The following is a 24,207-nucleotide window of genomic DNA, read 5'->3' as shown; positions in this document are numbered from 1 at the left end:
ATTTCACTCCCTTATATATATCTGGGGAGATTTTTTAGATTTTTTCCTAAAGACTAAAGTCGCAATCGACGATAATCCAAAAGAGGAAAAATCTACTCTCATTCTACCATTCACTTTACCTATTTCGCAACTTTTTTTCCGTTAAAACTGCTTTTCTTGCGGGAATTTTCAGAAGTTTTTAGGATTCTGTCCCCTAAATTCAGGCCTAATCATGAAAATTTATACCAAAAAGGGAGACTCCGGAACCACATCCTTGGCTTCCGGGACAAGGGTCTCCAAATCGGATCCGAGAGTAGAATTATACGGAACCGCAGACGAATTGAATTCCGCAATCGGGGTCGCAATTTCTTTTCTTACAGAAAATTCTAAATTAAAGGATCCCTTAGAAAGGATCCAAAATTTACTTTTTGAATTGGGATCAGAGCTTGCAGGTTATAAGAAGAAGGATGATTCTTCTTGTATCCTAGAAGACGATATTTCCGAATTGGAAAAGGAAATAGATCTTTGGCAAGATTCACTTCTTCCTTTAAAAAATTTTATACTTCCAGGCGGATCATCTGCTTCTTCCTTTTTGCATGTTGCTAGAACCCTAGCCAGAAGATTAGAAAGAGATCTAGTTGGATATAAAGAAGAAGGTCATGAAGTCTTCCCAGAAAACCTTAGATTCCTAAACAGACTTTCTGATCATTTGTTTGTAGCCGCAAGATACGCAAATTTTGAATCTAAAATCCCGGAACCAGAATGGAAATCCAGAGCCAAAGGCAAATAACCCATCCTAGAGGTTTATACGTTCTCTTCTTCGTGGAAATGTGGGAGAGATTTTCGTTTTACGGAATGAGAGCGCTTCTTGTTCTGTTTTTGACCAAAGAACTTTTAATGCAAGATGCCCAAGCGGGTAGAATATACGGATTTTATAATGGATTCGTGTATCTGACCCCCATTTTAGGAGGTTTACTTGCTGATAGAGTGTTAGGATACAAACGTTCCATCTTCTTAGGTGGGGTGCTTATGATGTTCGGTCATCTTTCTTTGGCATTCAATGGTCTTTGGACTTTTTATTTAGGGCTTGGACTTTTAATCGCGGGGAATGGTTTTTTCAAACCTTGTATCTCCACAGTTGTAGGAAGAATTTACGAATTAGAAGGTAAACCTGAACTAAAAGATTCAGGTTTTACTATATTCTATTTTGGAATCAACTTGGGTGCAATTTTAGGTACATGGGCATGTGCAAATCTTGCGGAATATAAAGGTTGGCATTACGGATTTGGGATCGCAGCTGTTGGAATGTTAATCGGTCTGATCATCTTCGGATTTTTAGGAAGAAGAGTGAATCCGGACGCTTTCTTAGCAAATGGAAATCAAGGGTCGTTAGTTTCGGATGGAGAAGATCCCAAACAAAATAGAGAAAGAATATTTGCGATCATGGTTTTCTCTGCAGTTACGATCACATTCTGGGCTTCCTACGAACAAATAGGCTCCTCTTTAAGTTTGATCATCGATAGGTATGTGGACAGAAATATTTTAGGATGGGAAGTCCCTGCTGCAAATTACCAATCTTTAAATCCACTTTTTGTAGTAAGTTTGGCTTTGGTTGTTTCGTGGATGTGGAAAAAATTTGAAGAGTCAGGCAAACATATTTCTACAGTGACTAAGTTCTGCTTAGGACTGATTATTTTAGGAATAGGATATCTTCTTCTTTCCTTAGTAACTTTTGGATCGAGTGAAAAGTTTTCCTCTATTTGGATCTTTCTTTCTATTTTACTTTTAACGATTGGGGAATTATTTTTATCTCCTGTTGGTCTGTCTTTAGTTACAAAATTAGCTCCAATAAAAGTTGCCTCAATGATGATGGGATTTTGGTTTTTGGCAAACTTCTTCGCTCATGTTCTGGCTGGAGAATTGACTAGATTTATGGGAGGAAGGGAATCCTTATCAGGATTTTTCCTGATCTTCTTCTTTTTGCCAACGATCACAGCGATCGGCTTATTTTCATTTCGTAAAAAATTAGAATCTTGGATGCATGGTGTAAAATGAGAGATCGTATCTTAGTTGTTGGCCTTCTTCTTTTATTCTCTTCTTCCATATTTGCAGATCCTTTCGAGGACTTGCTCAAATCTGATTGGGATAAATCCCAAACACTTCTCATCAAAAACTCTGTTTTTCAAAAATTAGGACAAAGAGCAGGAAGCAAAGAAGTGTTAAAGATCACTAAAAATGCGATTCCTTGGGCAATCTTAGAAGGAGTGAGCCCTGAAAAAACAGCCGAGCTTATAGTAAATCTGGACTTCGCGGTCAAAGAAGGTCTTACGTTCGAAGAAGCAGAAGACGCAATTCCAGTTGTTTCCAAAAGAGAAATTTCGAAAGAAGATTTCAGTTATATAGGTTTATACTTTAAAGAAACCAAAAAGGCAGGCATCAGAGAAGAAGTTCGAAATCGTTTTGTAGAAGCCGCCATGGAAAAAAAATGGGATGGTTTTTCTGTACTCGCAGGTGGAAGGGCACTCATTGCAGGGAAGCTAGTGGATTTTCCGGAGAATAGATTGGCTTCTAAAATTCTAACTCAGTTTCCTGCTAAAGGAAGAAGTATCTCTTTTGCGAAAACAGAAACTACTTTTAAAGCGGTGCTCGACTCCAAGATGGATGGAGCATCTTATATCCTTCTATCCAATTTAAAAAAATTGCATGAAGGGGAGAAGGTAGCATCCGCTCAAAAATATGCTTCCGCGCGAGCAGTGGAAACTTCTTTGGAAGAAGTAGGTGGGATCGTTATTGGAGATAGACCTCGCATCGAGCCCCTGCCTGATCCGCCTTTAGTTCCGAATTTGCCTGAACCCGGAGAACCAACCGAACCAGACAAACCTGCTAAAGAAAGTTGGGAAACCTTATCAGCACCTATATTACAAAAGGTTGCGAAAGAATGGGTAGGAACTCCTTATAAATGGGCAAATGCTGCCAAGACAGGAACTGACTGTTCTGGATTTACTTTTAGAGTTTTAACAGACGGTCGTATCGGTGTTCCGGAAAAAATGGTGTCTCGTGCCTCCAGCGCTCAAACTAAAATGGGCACTGGAGTTTCTCATAGTGAAATGAGATCTGGAGATTTGATCTTCTTCTCGGCTTCTCCCAACCAATCTAAGGTTACTCATGTAGGAATGGTCCTAAATGGAGAGGATTTTGCACATGCTTCTTCTACACGCGGAGTGGTTATAGATAAGATCCGAATGAAATGGTGGATAGATCGTTTTGTAATGTCCAGGCGAGTATTTAAAAAAGTAGTGAATTGAGCCGCAGAGTGTTAAGAGGCGCAGCTTTTTGGGCACGCAGAGGCGCTGAGACACAGAGGGTTTTTAGTTTATCAAATCACATAACTCCGCGACTTTGCGTCTCTGCGTGAGTTACTTACTCCGAGTCTCTGCTCCCTCTCATTCCCCCAAATTCATTTCTTCTACAATGCCAACGAGCAATTGTGCCTTGGCGACCTGATCTGTGCTCGCAAGAATCTCCTGCTTCTTCTTAAAATTAAAATTTAAGATAGAAGAAATAAAATCTACTGGGAAAGGATGAGACCAAAGGTCATTCATTCTTAAGATCAATTCTTCTTTTGCACCTTCTGAAAGCAAAATTCGTTTGGTGAGATATAAGATCCGATCGAAGATCTCTACGAATATTTTATCTTCTATATAGTTGGAATCAGGTTCTAATTTTTCCACAATGCCGATACGGAAAGGTTCCATTGTATCGTAAGATTCCAATTTTGCGATACCTTTGCCTTCTAAAAGTATATTCGATCTTCCGTCGGGAAGAGGATCTTTACGAACAATTGTTCCCCAACCGAAAATAGTTTCGATCTCAGGTTGAGGATTTTTTAAATTGCCTGGCTCCATTTTGATAGGAGCGATTGCCATTTCTTCGCCGGACTCGGAACAATAATCTAGCATCATTCTATATCTAGGCTCGAAAATATGAAGAGGAAGAAATGTGCCTGGAAATAAGATGACTTCAGGAAGAGGAAAGATCGGAATTGTAGTTCTTGACACCTAGGATTTATCCTAACCTGTTGAAGTGAAAACGCAAATCAAATTGTAAGACCGGTTTAAAATTGTACTACTTAGATAAAAAGCGATATTTGGAAGCGGCTTCTAAATTAAAAACCACTAAAATTATAGTCATCGGAGATCTCATCCTGGATGAGTATTTGATCGGAGAAGTGAACCGAATTTCTCCAGAAGCTCCTGTTCCTGTGGTCTGGGTAAGGAACGAAAAGACCACTTTGGGTGGAGCAGGGAATGTCGTTAAAAATCTTTCTCGGTTAGGAGTTCAATCTTTCGTGCTTGGTAGAGCCGGAAACGATGCTGCTGCTAAAACTTTGGATGATCTTCTTTCTACAGAAAACACAAGCCCTTCAAAGAATACAATTATACGTTCTGAAAAAGTTCCAACCATTCTAAAGACAAGAGTAATTGCCGGTCACCAACAAGTTTGTCGTATAGATAGAGAAGAAACATTTCCTCTCGCTGACGCGGAAGAAAAACAACTTCTGGAAAGTTTTTCTAAGATCATCCAAGAAGCTGATGCGGTTGTTCTTTCCGATTATGATAAGGGAACTTTGACCGCGAGTCTTATTCGCAAATCGATCGATATCGCAGTTCAACACAAAAAGATCGTAACTGTAGATCCTCAAGTCTCTCATTTCTTCCAATACGAAAAAGCAACAGTCATGACTCCCAATCATCATGAAGCAGGGAAGGCTTTAGGTAAAAAATTAGAAACAAACTTAGAAGTAGAAGAAGCAGCCAAAAAGATCGCGGAAAATCTAAATTCTCCGTCGATGATGATCACTCGTGGGGAAAAAGGAATGAGTCTTTATATTTCTTCCGAATCAAAAACCTACCATATTCCCACTGTGGCAAAAGAAGTATTCGATGTCACAGGAGCAGGGGATACTGTGATCTCAGTTTATACTTCTTTCTTAGCGGCTGGTTTAGGTGAGTTGGAAGCGGCAATCGTCTCCAACGCTGCAGCAGGTGTGGTGGTAGGAAAATTAGGTGCTGAAACTGTTTCTTTAGAAGAACTTTTAGAAGCTCTGGAGAAAAGAGGAAGTTTTCAGTGAAGGCTTCTTTCTCTTCTTGTATAGAGAAAATTATTCCTTTCGATGAAGCTAAAAATGTTTCAGAGAAGGTCCGCTTCAATCAAAAAATCGTTTTTACAAATGGCGTATTCGATCTGGTTCATAAAGGTCATTTGACCTATCTTTCCCAAGCAAGAGACTTAGGCGATGTTCTTTGGGTCGGGATCAATTCTGATTCTTCTGTCAAAAGACTAAAAGGTCCGGAACGTCCTGTGAATCCTGAAGAAGATCGGGCACTTCTTCTTTCCTGCCTTTCCTTTGTGGATTATATCACCGTGTTTACAGAAGACACTCCTTTAGAACTGATCTCTCAAGTAGCGCCTCATATTCACGTAAAAGGGGGAGATTATGATCTAGAAGCTCTTCCTGAGACTCCACTTGTTCGCAAATTGGGCGGAGAAGTGAAAATTCTACCCTTTGTTCCTGGATTTTCCAGTACGGATCTGATCCGACGCATTCGCCAAAAACCCTAGATTTACTTCCCAATTCTACGAAATTCCGAGTTGGATTTTCCGAGACTGAAGAAAACTCTGTTCACCAGGTAGGAGTTCGGTTTGTCCAAAACTAAATTTATTTTCGTGACCGGAGGTGTTTGTTCCTCCCTTGGTAAGGGTGTATCCGCTGCAGCCCTTGGATGCCTTTTGGAGAGTAGGGGTTATTCCGTTTCTCTGCAAAAAATGGATCCTTATATCAATATCGATCCTGGAACCATGAGCCCGTACCAGCACGGCGAAGTTTATGTAACTGAGGATGGTGCGGAAACCGATTTAGATCTTGGTTATTACGAAAGATTTACTAAATCTAAGTTCACTCGTAAGAACTCTGTATCTACGGGACAAATTTATAATACTGTAATCCAAAGAGAAAGAAAAGGTGATTATTTGGGACGAACAGTTCAGGTTGTTCCTCATATCACTAACGAGATCCGTAACAGGATCTATACTCTTGCAAGAGAAAATGCAACTGACTTTGTGATCGTAGAGATCGGCGGAACGGTGGGGGACATTGAGTCCATCCCATTCTTAGAAGCAATTCGCCAGATGAGATACGAACACAGTCCTTCTCAAGTTTTATTTATCCATGTTACTTTAGTTCCTACCATCACAGTAGCTGGTGAAGCAAAAACAAAACCTACTCAACACTCAGTAAAAGAACTTTTGGCACTCGGGATCCAGCCAGATATTTTGATCTGTCGTGTGAACCAGCCGATGCCAAAAGAGATGAAAGGAAAAATTTCCGCCTTCTGTAACGTAAAAGAAGAAAATGTGATCTCCGCTTCGGATATCAGCACTTCTATTTACGAAATTCCTAAAATGTATAAGGAAGAAAAATTAGATCAAGTAGTTCTAAAAACATTAGGATTAGAACTTGGAAAATCCAATTTTACAGAATGGGAGAAGATCATAAAAAGCCTTCAATCCGCAAAACATACGGTGCAGATTGCAGTTGTTGGAAAATACATTTCTCTTCATGATGCGTATCGTTCCGTTTATGAAAGTTTATCTCATGGTGGAATCGCAAACGAAGCAAACGTAGAATTTATCAAAGTAGATCCTGAAAAACTGGATAAAACAAATGTAAAGGATGTTTTAAAATCCGTGCATGGTGTTTTAGTTCCAGGAGGATTCGGAGACAGAGGAATCGAAGGTAAAATCGCAGCAATCCAATATGCTAGAACCAAAGGAATTCCATTCTTTGGGATTTGTTTAGGAATGCAGTGTGCAGTGATCGAATACGCGAGAAACGTATTGGGAATGAAAGATGCGAACTCCACTGAGTTCAGACCTGATTCTCCAGATCCAGTAATCTCTCTTATTGAAGAGCAGATGGATATTGATCAAATGGGTGGAACAATGCGTTTAGGTTCTTATCCATGTAAGATCAAGAAAAACACCTTAGCATTCAATGAATACAAACAAGAGCTGATCTATGAGAGACATAGACATAGATTCGAGTTTACCAACAAATACAAACAAAGATTTGAAGAGAAAGGAATGATCCTTTCAGGCATTTCTCCAGATGAAAACCTGATTGAAATCGTAGAAATTCCAGATCATCCTTGGTTTATAGGAGTTCAGTTCCATCCTGAATTTACTGGAAAACCTACAAAACCGCATCCATTATTTGCCGGATTCATCCGAGCTGCGGTCAAATTTGCAAGGAAGGCATAATGAGCGATAAAACTGCCCAAGAAAGGGATTTTTTAAGCGGTAAAAAGATAGGCGGAAAGAATCCGTTCTTCCTGATCGCGGGTCCTTGTGTGATGGAAAACAGAGACTTACTCGAAAAAGTCTGTGCCGAAATGTTAGAGATCACCACAGAACTTGGTATCCCTTATGTTTTTAAAAGTAGTTTTGATAAAGCAAATCGTTCTTCCGTTACTTCCTATAGAGGTCCAGGACTCACAGAAGGGATCAAACACCTAGAACATATTAAGAAAAAATTTAATGTTCCAGTTCTAACAGATATCCATGAAACTTCTCAGGTAGGACCACTCAAAGATGTGATCGATATGTACCAGATCCCTGCATTCTTAAGCAGACAAACTGATCTGATCGCGGAATCCGCAAAAACTGGAAAATGGGTAAACGTCAAAAAAGGACAATTTTTAGCTCCTTCTGATTGTAGACATATCAAAACAAAAATCCAGGAATCGGGTTCCGAAAAGTACATGGTTACGGAAAGAGGTACCACATTCGGTTACGGAAATTTGGTATTCGACGGAAGAACCGTTCCTATATTACATAGTTATGATATTCCAGTAGTATTCGACGCAACACACTCCGCACAATTGCCTGGGGCAGCCGGAAATATTACCGGAGGACAGAGAGAATATATCCCAAGTATGACAAGAAGCGCTGTTGCTCTTGGGATAGAAGGTATCTTTATGGAAGTGCACCCTGATCCTGCAAAGGCACTTTCAGATGCAACAACCCAGTATCCTCTTTCTGAAATTAAATCCTTATTAAAGGAATTAGTCGGTTTAGACCGTTACGTTAAACAGGAAATCCTAAACCGCTAATCGATAAGAGCCTTGTATTCCCGCATACTTACCCTACTCAAAATAGACCCGGAAACCGCTAGGAAATATGGACCGGGCCTAGCAGTAGGACTTGGAATTTTATTCTTAATTCTTTTCTTCTACTCCGGCGGAAAATCGGATGCAAAATACACACGCGTCGAGGAAGAAAAAGAAAAAGGTTCCACTGTTTCCTTCCGGAATTTTGCAAAAGACCAATATGACGGCAACGGAACTATATTATGGAAATTGAAAGCGAAAGAAGCATATCTTTACGCCGACGAAAAAAGATATGTTTTATATGGGATCGATTTCGACCAATATGAAAATGGAAAGTTCAAGTCCAAACTCACAGGAGAAAAGGGCGAGATTAACCAAATCACAAAGCTGATGAAACTCACTGGGAATATCCTTCTTAAAACGGAAGAACATAGAACTCTCAGAGCAAAATCACTCGATTATAACGACGAAACCAAAGAACTTACCTCGAACGAAGAAGTGGTGATAGATGCAAACGGAACTCATATCCGAGGGGTGGGGCTTAGAGCGGACAAAGATCTGAATAAGTTCACAATTTTAAGACCAAGTGCGATTACACAAGGTGGGGCAAATCCACTTTCTTCTTCCCCGAAAGAAAAATGAAACGTATCCTAGTTTTACTTTATTTATTATTCTTTCTCCCTTCACATTTGGGATCTCACTCGAGACCTCCACTTTTATTTTCAGCAGAGACCTTAGATCCAAAAAGTTTCCAAGGAATAGGAGAAGTAGATCCAAAACGTAAGGAAAGTTTTCCTACTTTCTGGGGAGCAAATGCACTTACCCAAGAGGATAGAGAAGTCCAAGGACTTAAAGTAACAATCTTCAGTTTGGAAGGTGGAGCCTGGATCCAACATAAAAAAGTGAAATTGGGTGCAAATCGTATAGAGGTTTTTGGAAAAGAAGCATATAAGGCTTTTTTAAAAAATGGAGTGCATATAGAAGACCAGGAAAACGGGACAGTAATGAGAGCGGGAATCGGAGAATATGATAAATACTCCGAAATGGTCTATATCAAAGAAAGACCAAGACTTAGCTTTCGAGATAAAACCGGTAAAACTACAGTCATTTCCGCAAAGCAAATAGATCGAGAATTAAACACTAAGATCACTAAATTACATGGTGGAGTTATCGTAAATCATCCGGAAGTTACTATCTTTTGTGCAGAAGCAGTATTTAAAGAATCGGAACATTTGATAACTACTGATCCAAATCCGATCCTAATTTCCAAGAACAGATATCTAAGCGGTAAAAAGTTATCTTTCTACACAAATGAAAGTAGAATACTTTTAGAAGAGAATACGGTTCTATTCCAGTCATCTGAAGAAACCAAAAAAGATCCGGAAGCAAATGAAAAAAAACAAACTATTCTCACAATCCTAAAAGGAGATAAGATAGAAAGCCGTCCAAACGAAGAAAATGATCGTACAGTTCTAATCAGCGGAAATGCAACGGTTTTGAGAAAGGATATGAAGATCACTTCGGATAATATTGAGTCAGTAGGAAAAGATTCACATATCATCAAGGCCCGAAAAAATATCAAAGTTCATGATCGAGAAAATAATCTCCTTCTTTCGGGTAACGTATTTGATTATTTCAGAAATGAAAACTACCTTCACCTTACTGACGAAGGTAAAATGGAATTTTTAGACAAAAGTTCTAATCAAGTAACAAGTACTATCACTGCGCAAGAATTCGAACGTTTCTTGGATCAAAAAGAAACAGTGATCAGAGGAAATATCTGGATCAAATCTAAGTCCACAGAGGCGCAAGGTGAGTATGCCACTTATTTTGAAAACGACGAATCCGTACTTTTAGAAGGAAATCCTAGGATTAATCGAAGTGGTAAGATCCTGAGAGCAGGAAAAATCGTCTTTTATCCAAGAGAAGGAAGATCAATTCTGACAGAAGGAGTCCATTTAGGAAATTAGGCTTGCATAATGGGACAAAGGATCCGGTGCCAAAACTTAGTCAAAATATACAATAAGCGTAAGGTTGTAGACGGAGTCAGTTTCGATGTTCGAAAGGGAGAAGTAGTAGGTCTACTAGGTCCAAACGGTGCAGGAAAAACTACTTCCTTCTATATGTCTGTTGGTTTCGTAAAACCGGATTCAGGTCATGTATATATAGATGACCAAGATGTGACAGACGCTCCTATGCATACTAGAGCCAAACTAGGAGTTGGTTATCTAGCCCAAGAGGCTTCTATTTTTCGTAAACTTACAGTCGCGGAAAATTTAGAAGCCATCTTAGAAACTCTCGATATTCCTAGATCGGAAATTATTCGCAGAAGAGATGAACTGCTGTTAGAATTACAAATTATGCGAGTCGCTAACCAAAAAGGTTTTACTCTTTCGGGTGGGGAAAGAAGAAGATGCGAAATCGCTAGAGCCTTGGTAACAAATCCAGACTTTATCCTTCTTGACGAGCCGTTTGCAGGGGTTGACCCTATAGCTGTAAAAGATATTCAAACTGTTATAAATAGTTTAAAGAAGAAAGGACTAGGCATCTTAATCACCGACCATAATGTTAGAGAAACATTAAAGATCACGGATAGAGCATATATAATGCATAGTGGTCGGATCTTGATCGCGGGAACTCCAAAAGAACTCGTGAATGATAAAGAAGCAAAGAGAATGTATCTAGGAGAGGACTTCAAGCTGTGAATCTGAATCATCAGTTAGTACAGAAACAGACACAGAAGCTTGTCATGACGCAGGATTTGCGTCAGTCGATAGAGCTTTTGCCTTTGTCAACTCTGGAACTCGCTGATAGGATTAGTGCCGAACTGATTGAAAATCCGATGCTGGAAGAGGAACCGGGCTCCGAAAGAAGTAAAAGCCCTGAACTCTATTCTGTAGATGATCTAAAACGAAAAGAGAAGAATGACTTTCTGAAAAATTCAGACCAAGGCTGGCAGGATTCATTCAGCTTAGACAAACCTCAGTATAGAGGAACCGACGCGTCTGATCGAAACCAAAAATACATTGAATCATCTCCTAACGCACAATCCCTTTCTGATCATTTACTTTGGCAACTCAGAATCTCTTCCTTAAAGGGAAAGGAAATGGAGATTGCAGAAATCTTAATCTCCATGTTAGATGATAGAGGGTTTATTTCACAAACTCAAGCTGAGTTAGCTACTGAAATTGGAGTTTCTGCTAAAACGATCAAAAAAGTTTTGGAACAGATCCATCAATTAGATCCACTTGGTATTGGAGCAGGAAGCATTCAAGAAACATTATATATTCAGGCAAAGATCCTAAAACCTGAAGATAAAAACTTACACGATCTTATCCAAAACTATCTTAAAGACCTGGAAAAACTGGATTATAAAGGAATTTCCAAGAAGATGGGCCTCCCTGTTGAATCCATAGAGTCCATGGCAGCTGAGATCAAAAAGTTAGAACCTTTCCCTGCTACATTATATACTCCTCAAAAGCCTGATTATGTAGTTCCGGATGTAATCATTCGAGAGATAGAAGGTGAATTCAGTATTCTATTGAATGATGAATGGCTCCCTAAATTAAAAATTAATAAAGAATATAAGGGAATGCTCAAAAAAGGAGCCGGTGCTAAAGATTCCGACAAGGAATATATTTCGACAAAACTAAATTCCGCAGAATGGTTGATCCGCTCCGTAAACCAAAGACGACAAACCTTGTATAGAGTAGTCTCTGCAATTATAGAACTCCAGACTGAATTTTTTCGCAAAGGTGTTAGATTTTTAAAACCTCTCACATTAAAAGATATCGCAGAAAGATTAGATCTTCATGAATCCACCGTTTCCCGGATTACTTCCAATAAGTATGTGCAAACTTCATGGGGAATTTTAGAATTGAAATGGTTCTTCTCCTCCGGATTAAAATCCAAAAGTTCAGAAGGTGGAATGGAATCTTCTAAAACCATACATGATATTATACGTAACCTAGTAAAAGAAGAAGATCCCGAAAATCCGCTCTCTGACCAGGACATAGTGGAAAAAATAGAAAGTAAAGGGATCGAAATTGCGAGAAGAACTGTCGCAAAATACCGTAAAATTTTGAAAATTTTACCATCCAACCAAAGAAAAAAAGTAAAATCTCTGGAAGCAAGGTAACTCATGTCCGTTCCAGGAATCAATGTATCTAATATTCTAAAAGACCATCCTGAATTAGGTTTAAAACTAATCGCAGGAGAAAATGGACTCCAAAATCGCATTCATAGCTCAGAGATCAATAGACCAGGCCTTTCACTCACTGGTTTTTATGAAAGTTTTGCCCATGATCGTATCCAAATTTTTGGGAAAGGGGAATGGGCATACATTACCTCTAAAGAAGGTGAGGATATGGAAAAACTCGCCGCTGATTTTTTCCATTTTCATTTGAATTGTATCATATTCACACACGGGAATGTCCCTCCGCCTATCTTTGTAGAATATTGCGATCGTCTGAATATTCCACTCTTGGGTTCGGATGTTTCTACTCATAAATTTATTACACTTATCTCTCAGATTTTAGATAGAAGTCTTGCACCTAGGACCATGAGACACGGAGTTTTAATAGAAGTATTCGGAATTGGAATACTTCTCTCCGGAAAAAGTGGCGTAGGAAAAAGTGAGACTGCACTCGAACTCATTGAAAGAGGACACCGTTTAGTTGCAGATGATATGGTGGAGATCAGAAGACTTTCTGAAAGTTATCTGATAGGGACATGTTCGGACCTTCTTCGCCATCATATGGAAATCAGAGGATTAGGAATTCTGAATATAAAAGATATATTCGGAATTGGGTCAGTGAGAGATCATAAACTTATAGAACTCATCATCCATTTAGAAGAGTGGACAGAAGAAAAAGAATTCGATCGTACTGGTCTTGAAAATAGAACGGAAGAAGTTCTAGGTGTTAATATACCTTTGATCAAACTACCAGTTAGACCAGGTAGAAATATTCCAATCATCGTAGAAACCGCTGCAATGAACCAAAGATTAAAAAAACTAGGAAAGAATGCAGCGGCGGAATTCAGCCAAAAACTAAATATTTATCTGCAGCAAGGAAAAGTTGAAAGAAATCCACCTCAAAATTAACGAAAACGGCGCAGGGATGCACGCCCGTCCCGCCTCTGTCTTTGTGAATTGCGCGGCTAAATACTCCTGCGAAGTTCTGGTTTCCAAAGACGGAGTTGAAGTAAACGGTAAAAGTATCATGGGACTCATGATGTTAGCGTTAGCTCCTGGTGCGGAATTTTCCATCAAGACAGAAGGCGCTCAGGAAGAAGAAGCAGCGGATGCTTTAGCCAAATTAGTGGAAGGCGATTTTGCGATATGAAATGGTTTCCATTCCGGATAGAGGAGGAGAATCGATACTATCTTCGAGATCTTCTGATTTTATCCGGAGTGATCTCTCTATCAATCCTTGCGGCTGAACTAATCCATTTTAGAAATTCAGAAAATATAGATATAGTAGACCGAATACTGATCTATGTATATTATACAGTTCCATTAGTCGTACTATTTCTGATTATATCCTATTTTTATAGGAACCGCAGGAATTTAGAAACAGGACGACTCAAAAGTTCTATCCGTTACAGACTTTCTCTCTCATTTTTGTTCATTGCGATCCTTCCTTCTTTTCCAGTATTTTTACTCACTTCTAATGTAATTGGAAGAGTATTCGAAGGATTTTACGGTTTGGATATTGCCCAGGCTTTGGAAGCAGGGGATCATTTTGTTCGAAAGGAATTAGATCTTGAGAAGACCAATCTATTGGAAAAAGCTAAATTATTCCGAAATCTTGTGCAAAGACAAAATCCAAATCCGAACTTACTTACAAATCGGGCGAATGAATTAGATCTAATTTCTAACCCGAATTATTATGTAGGTTGGTATGAAAATAATATCCCAACACTTGAAAATAGATCTTTAAAATTAACCATTTCTCCGGAGGAGTTTACAAATCTTGGAACAGAAGAAGGTATTTCCGATAAACTGGCTTTAAGTCAGAGTTTAGGATTTTATCTACTTAAAATAGATTCACCCAATCCTAAAAATTTTCTTATATTAGGAAAACGTGTTTTTGTGGGAGAAGAATCCAGGGCTTACTCTTTTATTAATACTAGGAAAAATTATATAAACGCCGACTTAGCAAAAGAAAAACTTCCTTATGAGGTCAGGCTCACTATCACATTGTTGACTGTATTTGCATTTTTACTTTCCATATTCTTCTCACTTGTATTCGCCCGGAAAATTTCAAGACCAATCATAGACCTCGCAAATGCTACACAAAAAGTTTCACTAGGCGATACGGACATTAATCTTCCACTTACAGAAGGAGGGGAGATTGGCGCATTAGTAGAGTCTTTTAATCAAATGGTAAAAGATCTAAAATCCAAAAATGATGAGCTGATGCATACACAAAGGATTGCGGCTTGGAAAGAAGTGGCACAGAGAATGGCCCACGAAATTAAAAATCCACTTACCCCAATCCAACTCTCCGCAGAAAGAATACGTAGAAAATTAAACTCAGAGGTTCCGGAAGAATTTCAAGAGATCGTGACCAAAGGAAGTGAAACTATAGTCGGTCAGGTGAAAATTTTAGAACATCTGGTAAATGAGTTCTCCGAGTTTGCTAGAATGCCTGCACCTAGGCTTATCAACCAACATTTGGAACCTGTTGTCTTAGAAAGCGCAAAACTTTTCGAGCATACGCCTGGGATCCAAATAGAACTCAACTTCGCAAAAAATTTGCCGGAAATCTTTTTGGATAAAAAATTGTTTTTGGGAATCATGAACAATCTTTTCAAAAATGCGGTGGAAGCAATAGAGAAAAGAAGGCAAAAAGGTGAGTCCAAATTTCTGGCCGGAAAAATTCGTATTTCTACCGTGCTAGAAAAAAGGATCATGAGACGTTCAGTGGTTTTATTTATAGAAGATAACGGGATTGGAATTACTCCTGAATACAGGTCTAAAGTTTTCGAACCATATTATTCCACCAAGGAAGAACATGTTTCCGGGATAGGACTTGCAATCGTACAAAAAACAGTGATCGATCATAATGGTCATATTTCTGTAGATTCTTCCGAATTAGGCGGATGTAAATTTAGGATAGAACTTCCGGTAGCATAGATGAGAATATTCATAGTAGACGATGAACCGGAAATCCGCAAATCTCTCCAAGATATTTTGGGAGATGAAAATTATGAAGCGGAACAATTCTCATCCGGCAAAAACTTCCTAAAACATCTTAAAATTGAAAGGCCAAGTTTGGTCTTGCTGGATGTCTGGCTTGGAAAAGAAGACGGTCTTAGTATCCTAGACGAGATTAAAAAAATTTATCCTACCGTTCCAGTAGTCATGATCTCCGGACATGGAACAATTGAACTCGCTGTTCAAGCAACCAAGAAAGGCGCTCTTAACTTTTTAGAAAAACCATTATCTATCGCTAAAGTTTTAGAAGCGGTAGAAGAAGCGTTAGTATACTCAGAAAAATGGGAATCACCTGAAATTAAATTGGAATCAGATGAGATTTTGGGAAATTCTCCTGCCATCCAAAAAGTGAAATTTTCTATCGCACAGGCGGCTGCTACAAACGCAAGGGTCTTTATCTACGGAGAAAATGGAACTGGAAAAGAATTAGTAGCTAGAACTATATTCAAAAACTCTAAAAGAAAAGACCAACCATTCGTAGAAGTCAACTGTGCTGCACTTCCAGAAGAATTAATAGAATCAGAGTTATTTGGTTATGTAAAAGGTGCATTCACAGGTGCCACAGATACCAGGATCGGAAAATTCGAGGCTGCTAATGGAGGTACCCTGTTTTTAGATGAGATTTGTGATATGTCCTTATCTACCCAGGCAAAAGTACTTAGGATCTTACAAGAACAAAGGTTCGAAAAATTGGGAAGCACAGAACAAGTTTCTGTAGATGTCAGGATTATTGCTGCGACAAATATCCCTGTGGAAGAAGCAATCAAAGAGGGAAAGTTCAGAGAAGATCTATATTACAGATTAAATGTAATCCCGATCGTAATCCCTCCATTAAGAGATCGTAAGTCGGATATCCCATTACTTGTAGATCATTATGTAAGACAAACGATTGCAGAAAATAACCTTACTCCTAAGATCATTGAAAAAGAAGCCGTTTCTATCTTGGAAAATCATTTCTGGCCAGGGAATATCAGAGAACTAAAGAACGTTATTGAAAGACTTTGTATCATGACTGTAAGCGATATTATCCGTGCTCAAGATGTGAAAGACTCTATGACCGGTTTTGTAAAAGCAAACGATTTGGTCGAAAAAGGGGATTTCAAAAAAGCAAAAGAAGAATTCGAGAAACAATATATTTTGAAAACGCTGCAGACAAACGAAGGAAATGTCTCCAAAACTTCCAAGGCACTTGGAATAGAGAGATCTCATTTATACAGAAAAATGAAATCTCTAGGAATACAGGCGGAGGATATCCATGACTAAGCCTGGAATATTTCAGGAATTAAAAGGAATTCTTCAGGACTTTAAATTTTTAGTCCAAAATGGAGAATTCCCGATCATCAGAAGGCAAGGAGAAAAAGATCCTCAAGATTTGGATCTTGAATGGAAAGACTTTTGGTCCTGGTCTTCCATCGGATCCAAAAAAGCAAGGGAAACTTCAGTCCCTGGGATCCAAATGAGAGTCCCTCTTAAAAAAGAAGATCGAAACTTCTCTTGTAAACTTTGCTCGGACAGATTGAGCGCAGTTCGCCATTTCATTATCCGAGGCAGAAAGAAAATATTAGTATTACATTATACAGGCGAAACAATATCCGGAAAAGAATCTTACGTAAAAACTTCTCCTTTGAAAATTTTTCGCACAAGTGAAGCAGAGGATCTATTCGATAGAATGATCCAAAAAGTATTCGGATTTACAATGAAGGAATTCTATTTTCAAGAATTTCCGGGATGTTTATTTTCTCAAGATAGATCCAACGAAGAAGATTGGAAAAGAAGAACGCAAAACTGTAAGGTCCAAGTGCAGGAGACCATCCAAGAAGAAGGAATCCAGGGCATTATACTTTTAGGCGCCGCAGCAACTTTATACTTCGGAAAAGAGGAAGCTCTCAAACAAATGGGAAAAACTTTAGAGTTCCAACCTGGGACTCCGATGGTTGTTCTCCGTTCTCCTGAAGCGATTTTGGCAGCCGAACAAAAAAGAAAATCAAGCAAGGCAGCTTCACCCGAATTCCAAGAAGCCAAGAAGAAAGAAATAGAAGTCAAAGAAAGTATCCTATCTCAGCTTGGAATTTTTCATCAGGAGATTAAAGAGAAAATTTGATCCAATACGCAGAATTAGCCTTCGATCTTCCTATCTTAGAAGACACATTCACTTACGAGGTACCGACCGGCACACAAGTCGGAATGAGGGTAGAGGCAAAACTCAGGGGAAGAAAAGAAGAAGGGATCGTATTATCCTTACACCATAATGAACCGAGCTACGAGGTTTTACAAGTAGATCGGGTCATAGACAAAACTCCAGTCATCAACGAAGAACAGATCCAGCTCGCATATTGGGTAAAAGAACAATACCTTGCTTCTCTTGGGGAATGCATCCACAAGATGATCCCTTCCGGCAGAAGACATTCCAAAGTAAAACTGAACGAGAATATCACTGCTTCCGAACCTTTCAAATTGAACGAAGAGCAAGAAAGAGCTTACCAAAATATCAAGGCAGATTTTGGAAAAGATTCTATCCATCTTCTATTCGGAATTACTGGAAGTGGAAAAACAGAAGTATATCTTCACTTGATCCGGGATATTCTTCAAAACTCAAACAAAGGAGTTTTACTTTTAGTTCCGGAGATTGGTTTGACCTATCATATCATTCGAAAATTAGAAGCCGTCTTTCCAGGACAGATCGCTTTATTACATTCTGCTTTAAAAGTATCAGAAAGATTCAAAGCATATACGGACCTTCTCCAAGGCAAAAAAAGGATCGCTGTAGGAACAAGATCCGCAGTATTCGCGCCCATTGCAAATTTGGGATTAGTCATCATAGATGAAGAGCATGATGGGTCTTTTAAAGAACATTCTACTCCAAGATACCATGCAAGACAAGTGGCATTACAAAGATGTAGGCAGAATAAAGCAGTATTAGTTTTAGGATCAGCTACACCTTCTTTAGAAGTATATCATCTTGCAAAAACAGGGAAGATCGGACTACAAGTTCTGACCAAAAGACCTGGAACAGCAAAACCACCAACAGTAAGGATCGAAGAAAACAAAAAAGATGCAAGATTAATCGGTTCAGAACTTACATTTGCAATTAAACAAAGATTAGATAAAAATGAACAGGTCATCCTTCTTTTAAATAGAAGAGGGTACAGCCCTCTTATCTATTCAGAAAAAGAAAAAACCTATATCCCTTGTCCAAACTGTACATCTCACTTATGCTATCACAAAAAAGGTACCGTTATCTGTCACCTGTGTGGGTTTTCGGATTCTCTCCAAAGATTGGAAAACAAACTGGGAGAAAAACTGGTCATGATGGGAACAGGCACCCAAAAACTAGAAGAATTTCTTTTAGAAACTTTTCCAGGCGCAAAGGTAGAGCGTCTAGACCAAGATTCCATCCAAGATAAAAGTGTTTTGACAGATGTGATAGGAAGACTTGTCGACGGAGAGATAGATATTCTTACCGGGACCCAAATGATCTCTAAAGGTTTAGATGCCGCTCGAGTCACTCTTGTTGGAGTTTTAAATGCTGGGATCGGTTTAGGACTTCCTGATTTCAGAGCAGGGGAAAGAGTATTTTCTCTTTTGACACAAGTAGCGGGAAGAGCGGGTAGATCCGATCTTGCAGGAGAGGTTTTAATCGAAACAAATACTGTGGATCATCCCATCATTCGAATGGCACTAGACCAAGACTATATTCGATTTTATGATTCGGAGATCAAAACAAGAGAAGAACTTTTTTACCCACCATTTTCTCGACTTGTTCGTATCTTATCCAGATCCAAGGATGAAAGTCTTTCACTCAAAACTATTGAAGAGGTTCATCAGGTTTTGAAAAAACATCTTCCCGAACCAAACACGGTAGTTTTAGGTCCAGCTCCTTGTCCTTTTTATAAAATAGATGCAAACTTCAGAAATCATATACTGATTAAGACGACTGTACAGAACAAATGGAGAGAGATCCTAAAAAAAGAGATCAGACCTCTTAAAATTTCTAAAAACGTTTACCTGGAATTGGATTTTGATCCATTGGATCTTGTCTGATGAAAATCGCATTTTTTGGAACCCCAGAACCTTCTGCCAAACTTTTGCAGGCTTTACTAAAAGAGCCTGAGATCGAAGTACAATTCGTAGTCACAAATCCAGATCGTCCTAAAGGAAGAAGTAAAACCCCAGTTCCGAGTCCGGTGAAAGAAATTGCACTTTCTGCTAATCTTCCAGTCTTTCAATATGAATCTATAAAGAAGGAGAAGGATTCGGCTATCGCAGATCTTTCTAAGTTCGATGCGGAACTTTATGTTGTATTTGCTTATGGGTCTATTCTACCTAAGGAAATTTTTTCTTATCCAAGATTCGGTTCTATCAATTTACATGGTTCTATTCTTCCTGACTTAAGAGGAGCTTCTCCAGTCCAAACTTCTCTTTGGAAAGGTTATACTAAATCAGGGATTAGTATCCAGTATCTAGGTGAAAAAATGGACGAGGGTGATATTATCCGGATCCAAGAAGTAGATGTGGACTTAGAAGATGATACCGGATCCCTTATGGAAAAGATCACCGAGGCAGGGATCCAAAGTCTGATCCCACTTTTGAAGGGCCCGAGAACTTCTCCTTTCGAGGCAACTCCTCAAGACCATTCCAAGGCAACTTATTGTACTAAAATCCTGGCAGAAGATAGAGTTTTGGATCTAAAACTTTCTGCCATGGAAATACATAATCGAATTCGTGCTTTAAGTCCAGATCTAGGCGGGTATTGCCATTTTAGAGAAAAACGAATGGTTCTATGGAAAACAAGACCAGCAGATTTTTCTGAAACGTCAATCCAACCGGGCAAATTGAAACGAATGGACAAAAAGGCCCTTCTTTTACAGTGTGGAGATGGCCGTTTTTTAGAAATCCTTTCCGTTCAACCGGAAAATAAAAACAGAATGACTGTGGCAGATTTCATGAACGGTTTCCGTATTTCGGACGAGGATCGTTTCGAGTGACCAAGGAAGAACTCCGCTCTAAATATCTCCCTATCGGGGGTTACTTTTTTTTCATCGCATTCGGCTTAGTAGTTTTTTTCATAGCCGCCTTCTTAGTTGTATTCGTTCGGACTAAAAGCTCCACAATGGTAGTCATGCCTGATGTGGTAGGCAAACCGTACAACGAAGTCCATAACGAGCTAATGCGTCTCCAATTGAAAGTCAGATTGGAGTCCAAACGTTATCCGGACAAAACAGATGGAATTATTATCTACCAATCCATTCGCCCAGGAAGAGAAGTGGAAGCAGGTTCCAAAGTTTCTCTTACCGTCAATATTGGATTAGATCGAATCGACATGCCTAACTTAAAAGGGCAAAGTTTGGTCTCTGCTAAAAACTCCATGGAGAAGGTTCTATCAGGAGAGACTTACGTTTCTCTAACATTGGGTGGGATCACCTATGTGGAAGTGAAAGAAGGAGAACAACCTGACACTGTAGTGGATCAAATTCCAGAAGCCGGTAAAAATATCACTGCTGGTGAAAAAGTATTCTTGCTGGTCACTAAGCCTTCTACCAAGAAAAAAGAAGGAGAGCCCCAAGCTGGGTTAGATTTTAAACCAGGTGATTCTTTTGCATTCGCTCAAAGAGCACTTGTAAGAGCAAAAATTTCTTCCAAGGCAGAAGTGGTAGTTACTAAATTTCGTCCTGATAATGGAAAAATTGAATCTGTCCAAAAAGTGGGAAATGAATACAAGTTTAAGGTATTTTATTTCGAACCAGAAGATAGGGTAGAAAGTGGATATGAAAGTTTCGTGTATGAGGCTCCTGAAAATGGAACTTATTCCTTAATCGTAAAAGACCAAAATGACGAAACCAAACAAACTGAAATCAGTGCTCCCACAACCTACCAAGAGGGAGAAAAAATCCAGACAGTCTTTTACAGAACGGGAGACGTGACGCTGGTTCTTTTGGACGATAAAGGTTCGAAAGTAAAATCCAAAGACTACGAGAACGAATTTTGAAAATCTCCGCTTCTATTTTAGCCACCCAACTCACAGCACTTGCAAATACAGTTCCTAATTTTAAAAAAGAAGGAATAGACCTAGTCCATATGGATGTGATGGACGGTAATTTTGTGCCTCAGATCAGCTTCGGAGAAGCGGTCAATAAAGAGATCAAAGCAATGACCCAGATCCCTCTGGATGTTCATCTAATGGTGGAGAAGCCTGAGAATCACGTTCCGAAATATTATGAATTGAATCCTTACTGCATTACTTTCCATGCAGAAACTACACGTTTCCCAATTCGTTTAGCTCAGGAAATAAAGAAGAATGGACCTAAAGTGGGAGTTTCTTTGAATCCTGGGACTCCAGTTTCTGCATTAGAAACTCTTCTACCTTATATTGATCTGGTACTCATAATGACTGTGGAGCCTGGATTCTACGGACAGAAGTTTGTAGATGGAGGAATGGACAAGATCAAAAAAGTCAAGTCACTCATCTCCAATTATCCGATCGAGCTGGAAGTAGATGGGGGAGTCAATGATACAAATATCAAAGAACTCTCTCAAGCTGGTGTGGATATCTGCGTTGTAGGTGCCGGTTTATTTAAATCCGGAGATCCAAGCGAGAACGGAATCCGCTTAAAAGGCCTAGCAAAGTAAGCCTTTTATTAAATATTGACAGCCGAGAGTTCCAGGGAATTATGGCGTATTAGGGCGAACCATACGGTTAGCCATCCTTATTTATTCGAAGGAATTTTACTTTGGTTAAGATCAGACTACAAAGAACCGGAGCCAAAAACAACCCTCACTATCGGGTAGTGGCTGCTGACAGCCGTTCCCCTAGAGACGGTAAATTTATTGATATCCTCGGACACTATCACCCAGCAGAGGTGAAAAGTGGAACCGTCCTGGATAAAGACAAAATTTTAGGCTGGCTCAGCAAAGGTGCTCAACCTACCGGAACCGTTCTGAACCTCATTAAACACGAGGGAATCTGGGCGGAATATAAACAATCTCTGAAGAAGTAATGGAAGAGCTGATTCGCTATATCGTTACTTCTCTAGTAGATCATCCGGAGGAGATTTCAGTACGTGAAATCGAGGGCGACGAACAAACCGTCCTAGAACTCCGGGTTTCCCCGAAGGATGTGGGGAAAGTGATCGGTAAGAATGGTAGGATCGCAAAGTCATTAAGAGCGATCTTAACCGCAGCATCCATCAAAGCCGGAAGAAATTTCTCCTTAGAAATTATTGACTGAGACTCGTATCCTAACCGGACATTTAGGAAAACCCTTCGGATTGAAGGGTTTTGTCCGATTGGTTGCAGAGGATAGTTCTGTTCCGGAACTCAAATTTCCCATCCAAGCTAGTTTAGAATTTCCTTCTAGAGAACCTGTCCTTATAAAGATCCTTAAATCGACCATACAATCAGGAAAGATACTTTTACAGTTGGAAGGTATCAATTCCCCGGAAGAAGCATCTTCCTTAACCGGGGGAAAGCTCTATATAGATCGTTCTCATTTTCCCAAATCTAAAAACGAAGAATATTATCTATTCGAATTAAAAGGTCTGAAAGCTATCTCAGACGATGGAAAAGAACTGGGATGGGAATTAGTAGATATTCTTGAAAATCCAGCACATTCTATCCTAGTCTTTCAAACAGAAGATTCTGAAGTCTTGGTTCCTTATGTTGAAAAACATGTGGGAAAAGTATCCTTAGAAGAAGGTAAGATCGTTTTAATAAGCCCTGAGGATTGGAATGAAATTTAATTTTATTACCTTATTCCCCACTAAAATCCAGGCTTACTTTTCAGAAGGGCTACAGGAGAAGGCGATCCAAAAAGGAGTATTCTCTGTTAATATTGTACATCTCAGGGACTTCTCCAATAATAAACATCTAAAGGTAGACGACACTCCATACGGCGGTGGTCCAGGAATGCTCTTAAAAGTAGAGCCTATAGATCTCGCCTTAAAGTCATTGGGAGATGATAGAGGACTTGTAATTCTTACAACTCCATCCGGAATTCCATTTGATCAGAACGTTGCAGAGAAACTTTCTAAGCTCGAAAAACCAATCACTCTTATATCAGGATATTATGAAGGAGTGGATCACAGGGTAACAGAGCATCTTGTTGACATAGAACTGTCCCTTGGAAATTATGTAATTTCAGCCGGAGATTTGGCTAGCCTCTGTATAACAGATGCTGTGTCCAGGCTTTTGCCCGGCTTTTTAGGCGACCGAGAGAGCCTGGAAGAAGAATCTCATAACGAAAGGGATGTTTTAGAATATCCACAATATACGAAACCTTCCGAGTACAATGGCTGGAAGGTTCCTGAAATTCTCTTGGGCGGAAACCACGCGGCGATCGAATCTTGGCGCAATGCCAATCGAAAGAAAGTCGACCCTGATATTACGAGGAATTTATGAAAGAACTTATAAAAGCCGGACTTCCTACAGAAGCAAATCGTACCTTAAACTTCAATGTTGGGGATACTGTAAAGGTCCATTATAAAATCCAAGAATCCGGTAAAGAAAGGGTCCAGGTTTACGAAGGAGTTGTGATCTCCATCTCTAATGGCGGAAACGGAAAATCTTTCACCGTTCGTAGGATCTCTTACGATGTAGGTGTTGAAAGAGTATTCCCACTTTATTCTCCTCGTATCGCTAAAATTGAACTAGTACGTAAAGGTAAGGTTCGTCGTTCTAAACTGTTCTTCTTAAGAGAACGTTCCGGAAAATCTGCTCGTATTCGCGAGTTGAAAGGCGGAAAAATCTTAGTAGCAGAAGACAGAAAACGCCAAACTGCAGAAGAAGCAAAAGCTGCTGCTCCTGCTTCCTCCGCGGAATAAAAACCTTTAATGATTGCGGTGG

The 24,207-nt window shown here is 39.4% G+C and carries 26 protein-coding genes; 25 read left to right on the top strand and 1 reads right to left on the bottom strand.

The genetic code is table 11. The features are described from left to right. The first annotated feature begins 211 nt into the window (after positions 1 to 211). The 3 genes from B1C82_RS16650 to B1C82_RS16640 are packed head-to-tail and all read left to right on the top strand — an operon-like array spanning position 212 to position 3,284. Positions 212 to 769: a cob(I)yrinic acid a,c-diamide adenosyltransferase gene (locus B1C82_RS16650; protein ID WP_086448727.1), complete on the top strand. Its 558-nt coding sequence runs from the start codon at positions 212 to 214 to the stop codon at positions 767 to 769. Next, on the top strand, positions 742 to 2,034 hold the full coding sequence (locus tag B1C82_RS16645; RefSeq protein ID WP_086448726.1) for a peptide MFS transporter: 1,293 nt from the start codon (positions 742 to 744) through the stop codon (positions 2,032 to 2,034). The genes B1C82_RS16650 and B1C82_RS16645 overlap by 28 nt, the downstream gene beginning before the upstream one ends. Then, positions 2,031 to 3,284 (top strand): C40 family peptidase, encoded by a 1,254-nt coding sequence (locus B1C82_RS16640; RefSeq protein ID WP_086448725.1) that lies wholly within the window; start codon positions 2,031 to 2,033, stop codon positions 3,282 to 3,284. The genes B1C82_RS16645 and B1C82_RS16640 overlap by 4 nt, the downstream gene beginning before the upstream one ends. Before the next feature lie 138 nt (positions 3,285 to 3,422). On the opposite strand, the gene B1C82_RS16635 is transcribed toward B1C82_RS16640, so the two are convergent. Continuing rightward, the gene (locus tag B1C82_RS16635) at positions 3,423 to 4,037 is read right to left on the bottom strand and encodes an LON peptidase substrate-binding domain-containing protein (protein WP_086448724.1); all 615 of its coding nucleotides are present in this window, start codon (positions 4,035 to 4,037) and stop codon (positions 3,423 to 3,425) included. A gap of 62 nt (positions 4,038 to 4,099) precedes the next feature. Between B1C82_RS16635 and rfaE1 the strand changes: the two genes are divergently transcribed. From rfaE1 to rplS, 22 genes are all read left to right on the top strand, one after another. Then, a complete protein-coding gene (gene rfaE1, locus B1C82_RS16630) occupies positions 4,100 to 5,110 on the top strand; it encodes a D-glycero-beta-D-manno-heptose-7-phosphate kinase (RefSeq protein WP_162494899.1) in 1,011 nt (336 codons plus the stop codon). Continuing rightward, a complete protein-coding gene (gene rfaE2, locus B1C82_RS16625; protein ID WP_086448722.1) occupies positions 5,107 to 5,601 on the top strand; it encodes a D-glycero-beta-D-manno-heptose 1-phosphate adenylyltransferase in 495 nt (164 codons plus the stop codon). The genes rfaE1 and rfaE2 overlap by 4 nt, the downstream gene beginning before the upstream one ends. An 81-nt stretch (positions 5,602 to 5,682) precedes the next feature. Continuing rightward, complete coding sequence (locus B1C82_RS16620; RefSeq protein WP_086448721.1) at positions 5,683 to 7,299, top strand: CTP synthase; 1,617 nt, start codon at positions 5,683 to 5,685, stop codon at positions 7,297 to 7,299. After that, positions 7,299 to 8,150: a 3-deoxy-8-phosphooctulonate synthase gene (gene kdsA, locus B1C82_RS16615; protein ID WP_086448720.1), complete on the top strand. Its 852-nt coding sequence runs from the start codon at positions 7,299 to 7,301 to the stop codon at positions 8,148 to 8,150. The genes B1C82_RS16620 and kdsA overlap by 1 nt, the downstream gene beginning before the upstream one ends. A gap of 42 nt (positions 8,151 to 8,192) precedes the next feature. Next, complete coding sequence (lptC, locus tag B1C82_RS16610) at positions 8,193 to 8,789, top strand: LPS export ABC transporter periplasmic protein LptC (protein ID WP_411550337.1); 597 nt, start codon at positions 8,193 to 8,195, stop codon at positions 8,787 to 8,789. Next, complete coding sequence (locus B1C82_RS16605; RefSeq protein ID WP_086448718.1) at positions 8,786 to 10,117, top strand: LptA/OstA family protein; 1,332 nt, start codon at positions 8,786 to 8,788, stop codon at positions 10,115 to 10,117. The genes lptC and B1C82_RS16605 overlap by 4 nt, the downstream gene beginning before the upstream one ends. 9 nt (positions 10,118 to 10,126) lie before the next feature. Continuing rightward, on the top strand, positions 10,127 to 10,852 hold the full coding sequence (gene lptB, locus B1C82_RS16600; RefSeq protein WP_086448717.1) for an LPS export ABC transporter ATP-binding protein: 726 nt from the start codon (positions 10,127 to 10,129) through the stop codon (positions 10,850 to 10,852). Then, complete coding sequence (rpoN, locus tag B1C82_RS16595) at positions 10,849 to 12,285, top strand: RNA polymerase factor sigma-54 (RefSeq protein WP_086448716.1); 1,437 nt, start codon at positions 10,849 to 10,851, stop codon at positions 12,283 to 12,285. Before lptB ends, rpoN begins: the two co-directional genes overlap by 4 nt. A gap of 3 nt (positions 12,286 to 12,288) precedes the next feature. Continuing rightward, the gene (hprK, locus tag B1C82_RS16590) at positions 12,289 to 13,251 is read left to right on the top strand and encodes an HPr(Ser) kinase/phosphatase (RefSeq protein ID WP_086448715.1); all 963 of its coding nucleotides are present in this window, start codon (positions 12,289 to 12,291) and stop codon (positions 13,249 to 13,251) included. Further along, positions 13,226 to 13,492, top strand: coding sequence for an HPr family phosphocarrier protein (locus B1C82_RS16585; RefSeq protein ID WP_199775791.1), 267 nt, complete (start codon positions 13,226 to 13,228; stop codon positions 13,490 to 13,492). The genes hprK and B1C82_RS16585 overlap by 26 nt, the downstream gene beginning before the upstream one ends. Positions 13,493 to 13,509: 17 nt before the next feature. Further along, a complete protein-coding gene (locus B1C82_RS16580; protein ID WP_199775799.1) occupies positions 13,510 to 15,288 on the top strand; it encodes an LIC_11548 family sensor histidine kinase in 1,779 nt (592 codons plus the stop codon). Further along, on the top strand, positions 15,289 to 16,632 hold the full coding sequence (locus B1C82_RS16575) for a sigma-54-dependent transcriptional regulator (RefSeq protein WP_086448713.1): 1,344 nt from the start codon (positions 15,289 to 15,291) through the stop codon (positions 16,630 to 16,632). Beyond that, positions 16,625 to 17,470 carry a hypothetical protein gene (locus B1C82_RS16570; protein WP_086448712.1) on the top strand — a complete coding sequence of 282 codons (846 nt, stop codon included), beginning with the start codon at positions 16,625 to 16,627 and terminating at the stop codon, positions 17,468 to 17,470. Before B1C82_RS16575 ends, B1C82_RS16570 begins: the two co-directional genes overlap by 8 nt. Next, positions 17,467 to 19,410, top strand: a complete 1,944-nt coding sequence (gene priA / locus B1C82_RS16565; RefSeq protein ID WP_086448711.1) for a replication restart helicase PriA — start codon at positions 17,467 to 17,469, stop codon at positions 19,408 to 19,410. Before B1C82_RS16570 ends, priA begins: the two co-directional genes overlap by 4 nt. Then, the gene (gene fmt, locus B1C82_RS16560; RefSeq protein ID WP_086448710.1) at positions 19,410 to 20,354 is read left to right on the top strand and encodes a methionyl-tRNA formyltransferase; all 945 of its coding nucleotides are present in this window, start codon (positions 19,410 to 19,412) and stop codon (positions 20,352 to 20,354) included. The genes priA and fmt overlap by 1 nt, the downstream gene beginning before the upstream one ends. Beyond that, positions 20,351 to 21,355: a PASTA domain-containing protein gene (locus B1C82_RS16555; protein WP_086448709.1), complete on the top strand. Its 1,005-nt coding sequence runs from the start codon at positions 20,351 to 20,353 to the stop codon at positions 21,353 to 21,355. The genes fmt and B1C82_RS16555 overlap by 4 nt, the downstream gene beginning before the upstream one ends. Next, complete coding sequence (gene rpe / locus B1C82_RS16550; protein WP_086448708.1) at positions 21,352 to 21,996, top strand: ribulose-phosphate 3-epimerase; 645 nt, start codon at positions 21,352 to 21,354, stop codon at positions 21,994 to 21,996. Before B1C82_RS16555 ends, rpe begins: the two co-directional genes overlap by 4 nt. A 101-nt stretch (positions 21,997 to 22,097) precedes the next feature. Continuing rightward, positions 22,098 to 22,364 (top strand): 30S ribosomal protein S16, encoded by a 267-nt coding sequence (gene rpsP, locus B1C82_RS16545; protein ID WP_008590417.1) that lies wholly within the window; start codon positions 22,098 to 22,100, stop codon positions 22,362 to 22,364. Further along, a complete protein-coding gene (locus B1C82_RS16540; RefSeq protein WP_086448707.1) occupies positions 22,364 to 22,594 on the top strand; it encodes a KH domain-containing protein in 231 nt (76 codons plus the stop codon). The genes rpsP and B1C82_RS16540 overlap by 1 nt, the downstream gene beginning before the upstream one ends. Beyond that, complete coding sequence (gene rimM / locus B1C82_RS16535; protein WP_086448706.1) at positions 22,587 to 23,105, top strand: ribosome maturation factor RimM; 519 nt, start codon at positions 22,587 to 22,589, stop codon at positions 23,103 to 23,105. The genes B1C82_RS16540 and rimM overlap by 8 nt, the downstream gene beginning before the upstream one ends. Next, the gene (trmD, locus tag B1C82_RS16530) at positions 23,095 to 23,763 is read left to right on the top strand and encodes a tRNA (guanosine(37)-N1)-methyltransferase TrmD (protein WP_086448705.1); all 669 of its coding nucleotides are present in this window, start codon (positions 23,095 to 23,097) and stop codon (positions 23,761 to 23,763) included. Before rimM ends, trmD begins: the two co-directional genes overlap by 11 nt. Next, complete coding sequence (gene rplS, locus B1C82_RS16525; RefSeq protein ID WP_086448704.1) at positions 23,760 to 24,185, top strand: 50S ribosomal protein L19; 426 nt, start codon at positions 23,760 to 23,762, stop codon at positions 24,183 to 24,185. The genes trmD and rplS overlap by 4 nt, the downstream gene beginning before the upstream one ends. Positions 24,186 to 24,207: the final 22 nt, after the last annotated feature.

The organism is Leptospira venezuelensis, from assembly GCF_002150035.1.
GTDB lineage: Bacteria > Spirochaetota > Leptospiria > Leptospirales > Leptospiraceae > Leptospira_B > Leptospira_B venezuelensis.
The sequence above is the reverse complement of the archived record's forward strand: the minus strand, read 5'-3'. Positions and strand labels throughout refer to the sequence as shown.

What these genes read in the sequence shown, in the direction of transcription:
- fmt (WP_086448710.1), top strand. Translation starts at nt 19,410, where the DNA reads ATGAAAATCGCATTTTTTGGAACCCCAGAACCTTCTGCCAAACTTTTG.
- lptB (WP_086448717.1), top strand. Translation starts at nt 10,127, where the DNA reads ATGGGACAAAGGATCCGGTGCCAAAACTTAGTCAAAATATACAATAAG.
- B1C82_RS16645 (WP_086448726.1), top strand. Translation starts at nt 742, where the DNA reads ATGGAAATCCAGAGCCAAAGGCAAATAACCCATCCTAGAGGTTTATAC.
- trmD (WP_086448705.1), top strand. Translation starts at nt 23,095, where the DNA reads ATGAAATTTAATTTTATTACCTTATTCCCCACTAAAATCCAGGCTTAC.
- B1C82_RS16640 (WP_086448725.1), top strand. Translation starts at nt 2,031, where the DNA reads ATGAGAGATCGTATCTTAGTTGTTGGCCTTCTTCTTTTATTCTCTTCT.
- B1C82_RS16650 (WP_086448727.1), top strand. Translation starts at nt 212, where the DNA reads ATGAAAATTTATACCAAAAAGGGAGACTCCGGAACCACATCCTTGGCT.
- rplS (WP_086448704.1), top strand. Translation starts at nt 23,760, where the DNA reads ATGAAAGAACTTATAAAAGCCGGACTTCCTACAGAAGCAAATCGTACC.
- hprK (WP_086448715.1), top strand. Translation starts at nt 12,289, where the DNA reads ATGTCCGTTCCAGGAATCAATGTATCTAATATTCTAAAAGACCATCCT.
- B1C82_RS16605 (WP_086448718.1), top strand. Translation starts at nt 8,786, where the DNA reads ATGAAACGTATCCTAGTTTTACTTTATTTATTATTCTTTCTCCCTTCA.
- kdsA (WP_086448720.1), top strand. Translation starts at nt 7,299, where the DNA reads ATGAGCGATAAAACTGCCCAAGAAAGGGATTTTTTAAGCGGTAAAAAG.
- B1C82_RS16570 (WP_086448712.1), top strand. Translation starts at nt 16,625, where the DNA reads ATGACTAAGCCTGGAATATTTCAGGAATTAAAAGGAATTCTTCAGGAC.
- B1C82_RS16540 (WP_086448707.1), top strand. Translation starts at nt 22,364, where the DNA reads ATGGAAGAGCTGATTCGCTATATCGTTACTTCTCTAGTAGATCATCCG.
- B1C82_RS16575 (WP_086448713.1), top strand. Translation starts at nt 15,289, where the DNA reads ATGAGAATATTCATAGTAGACGATGAACCGGAAATCCGCAAATCTCTC.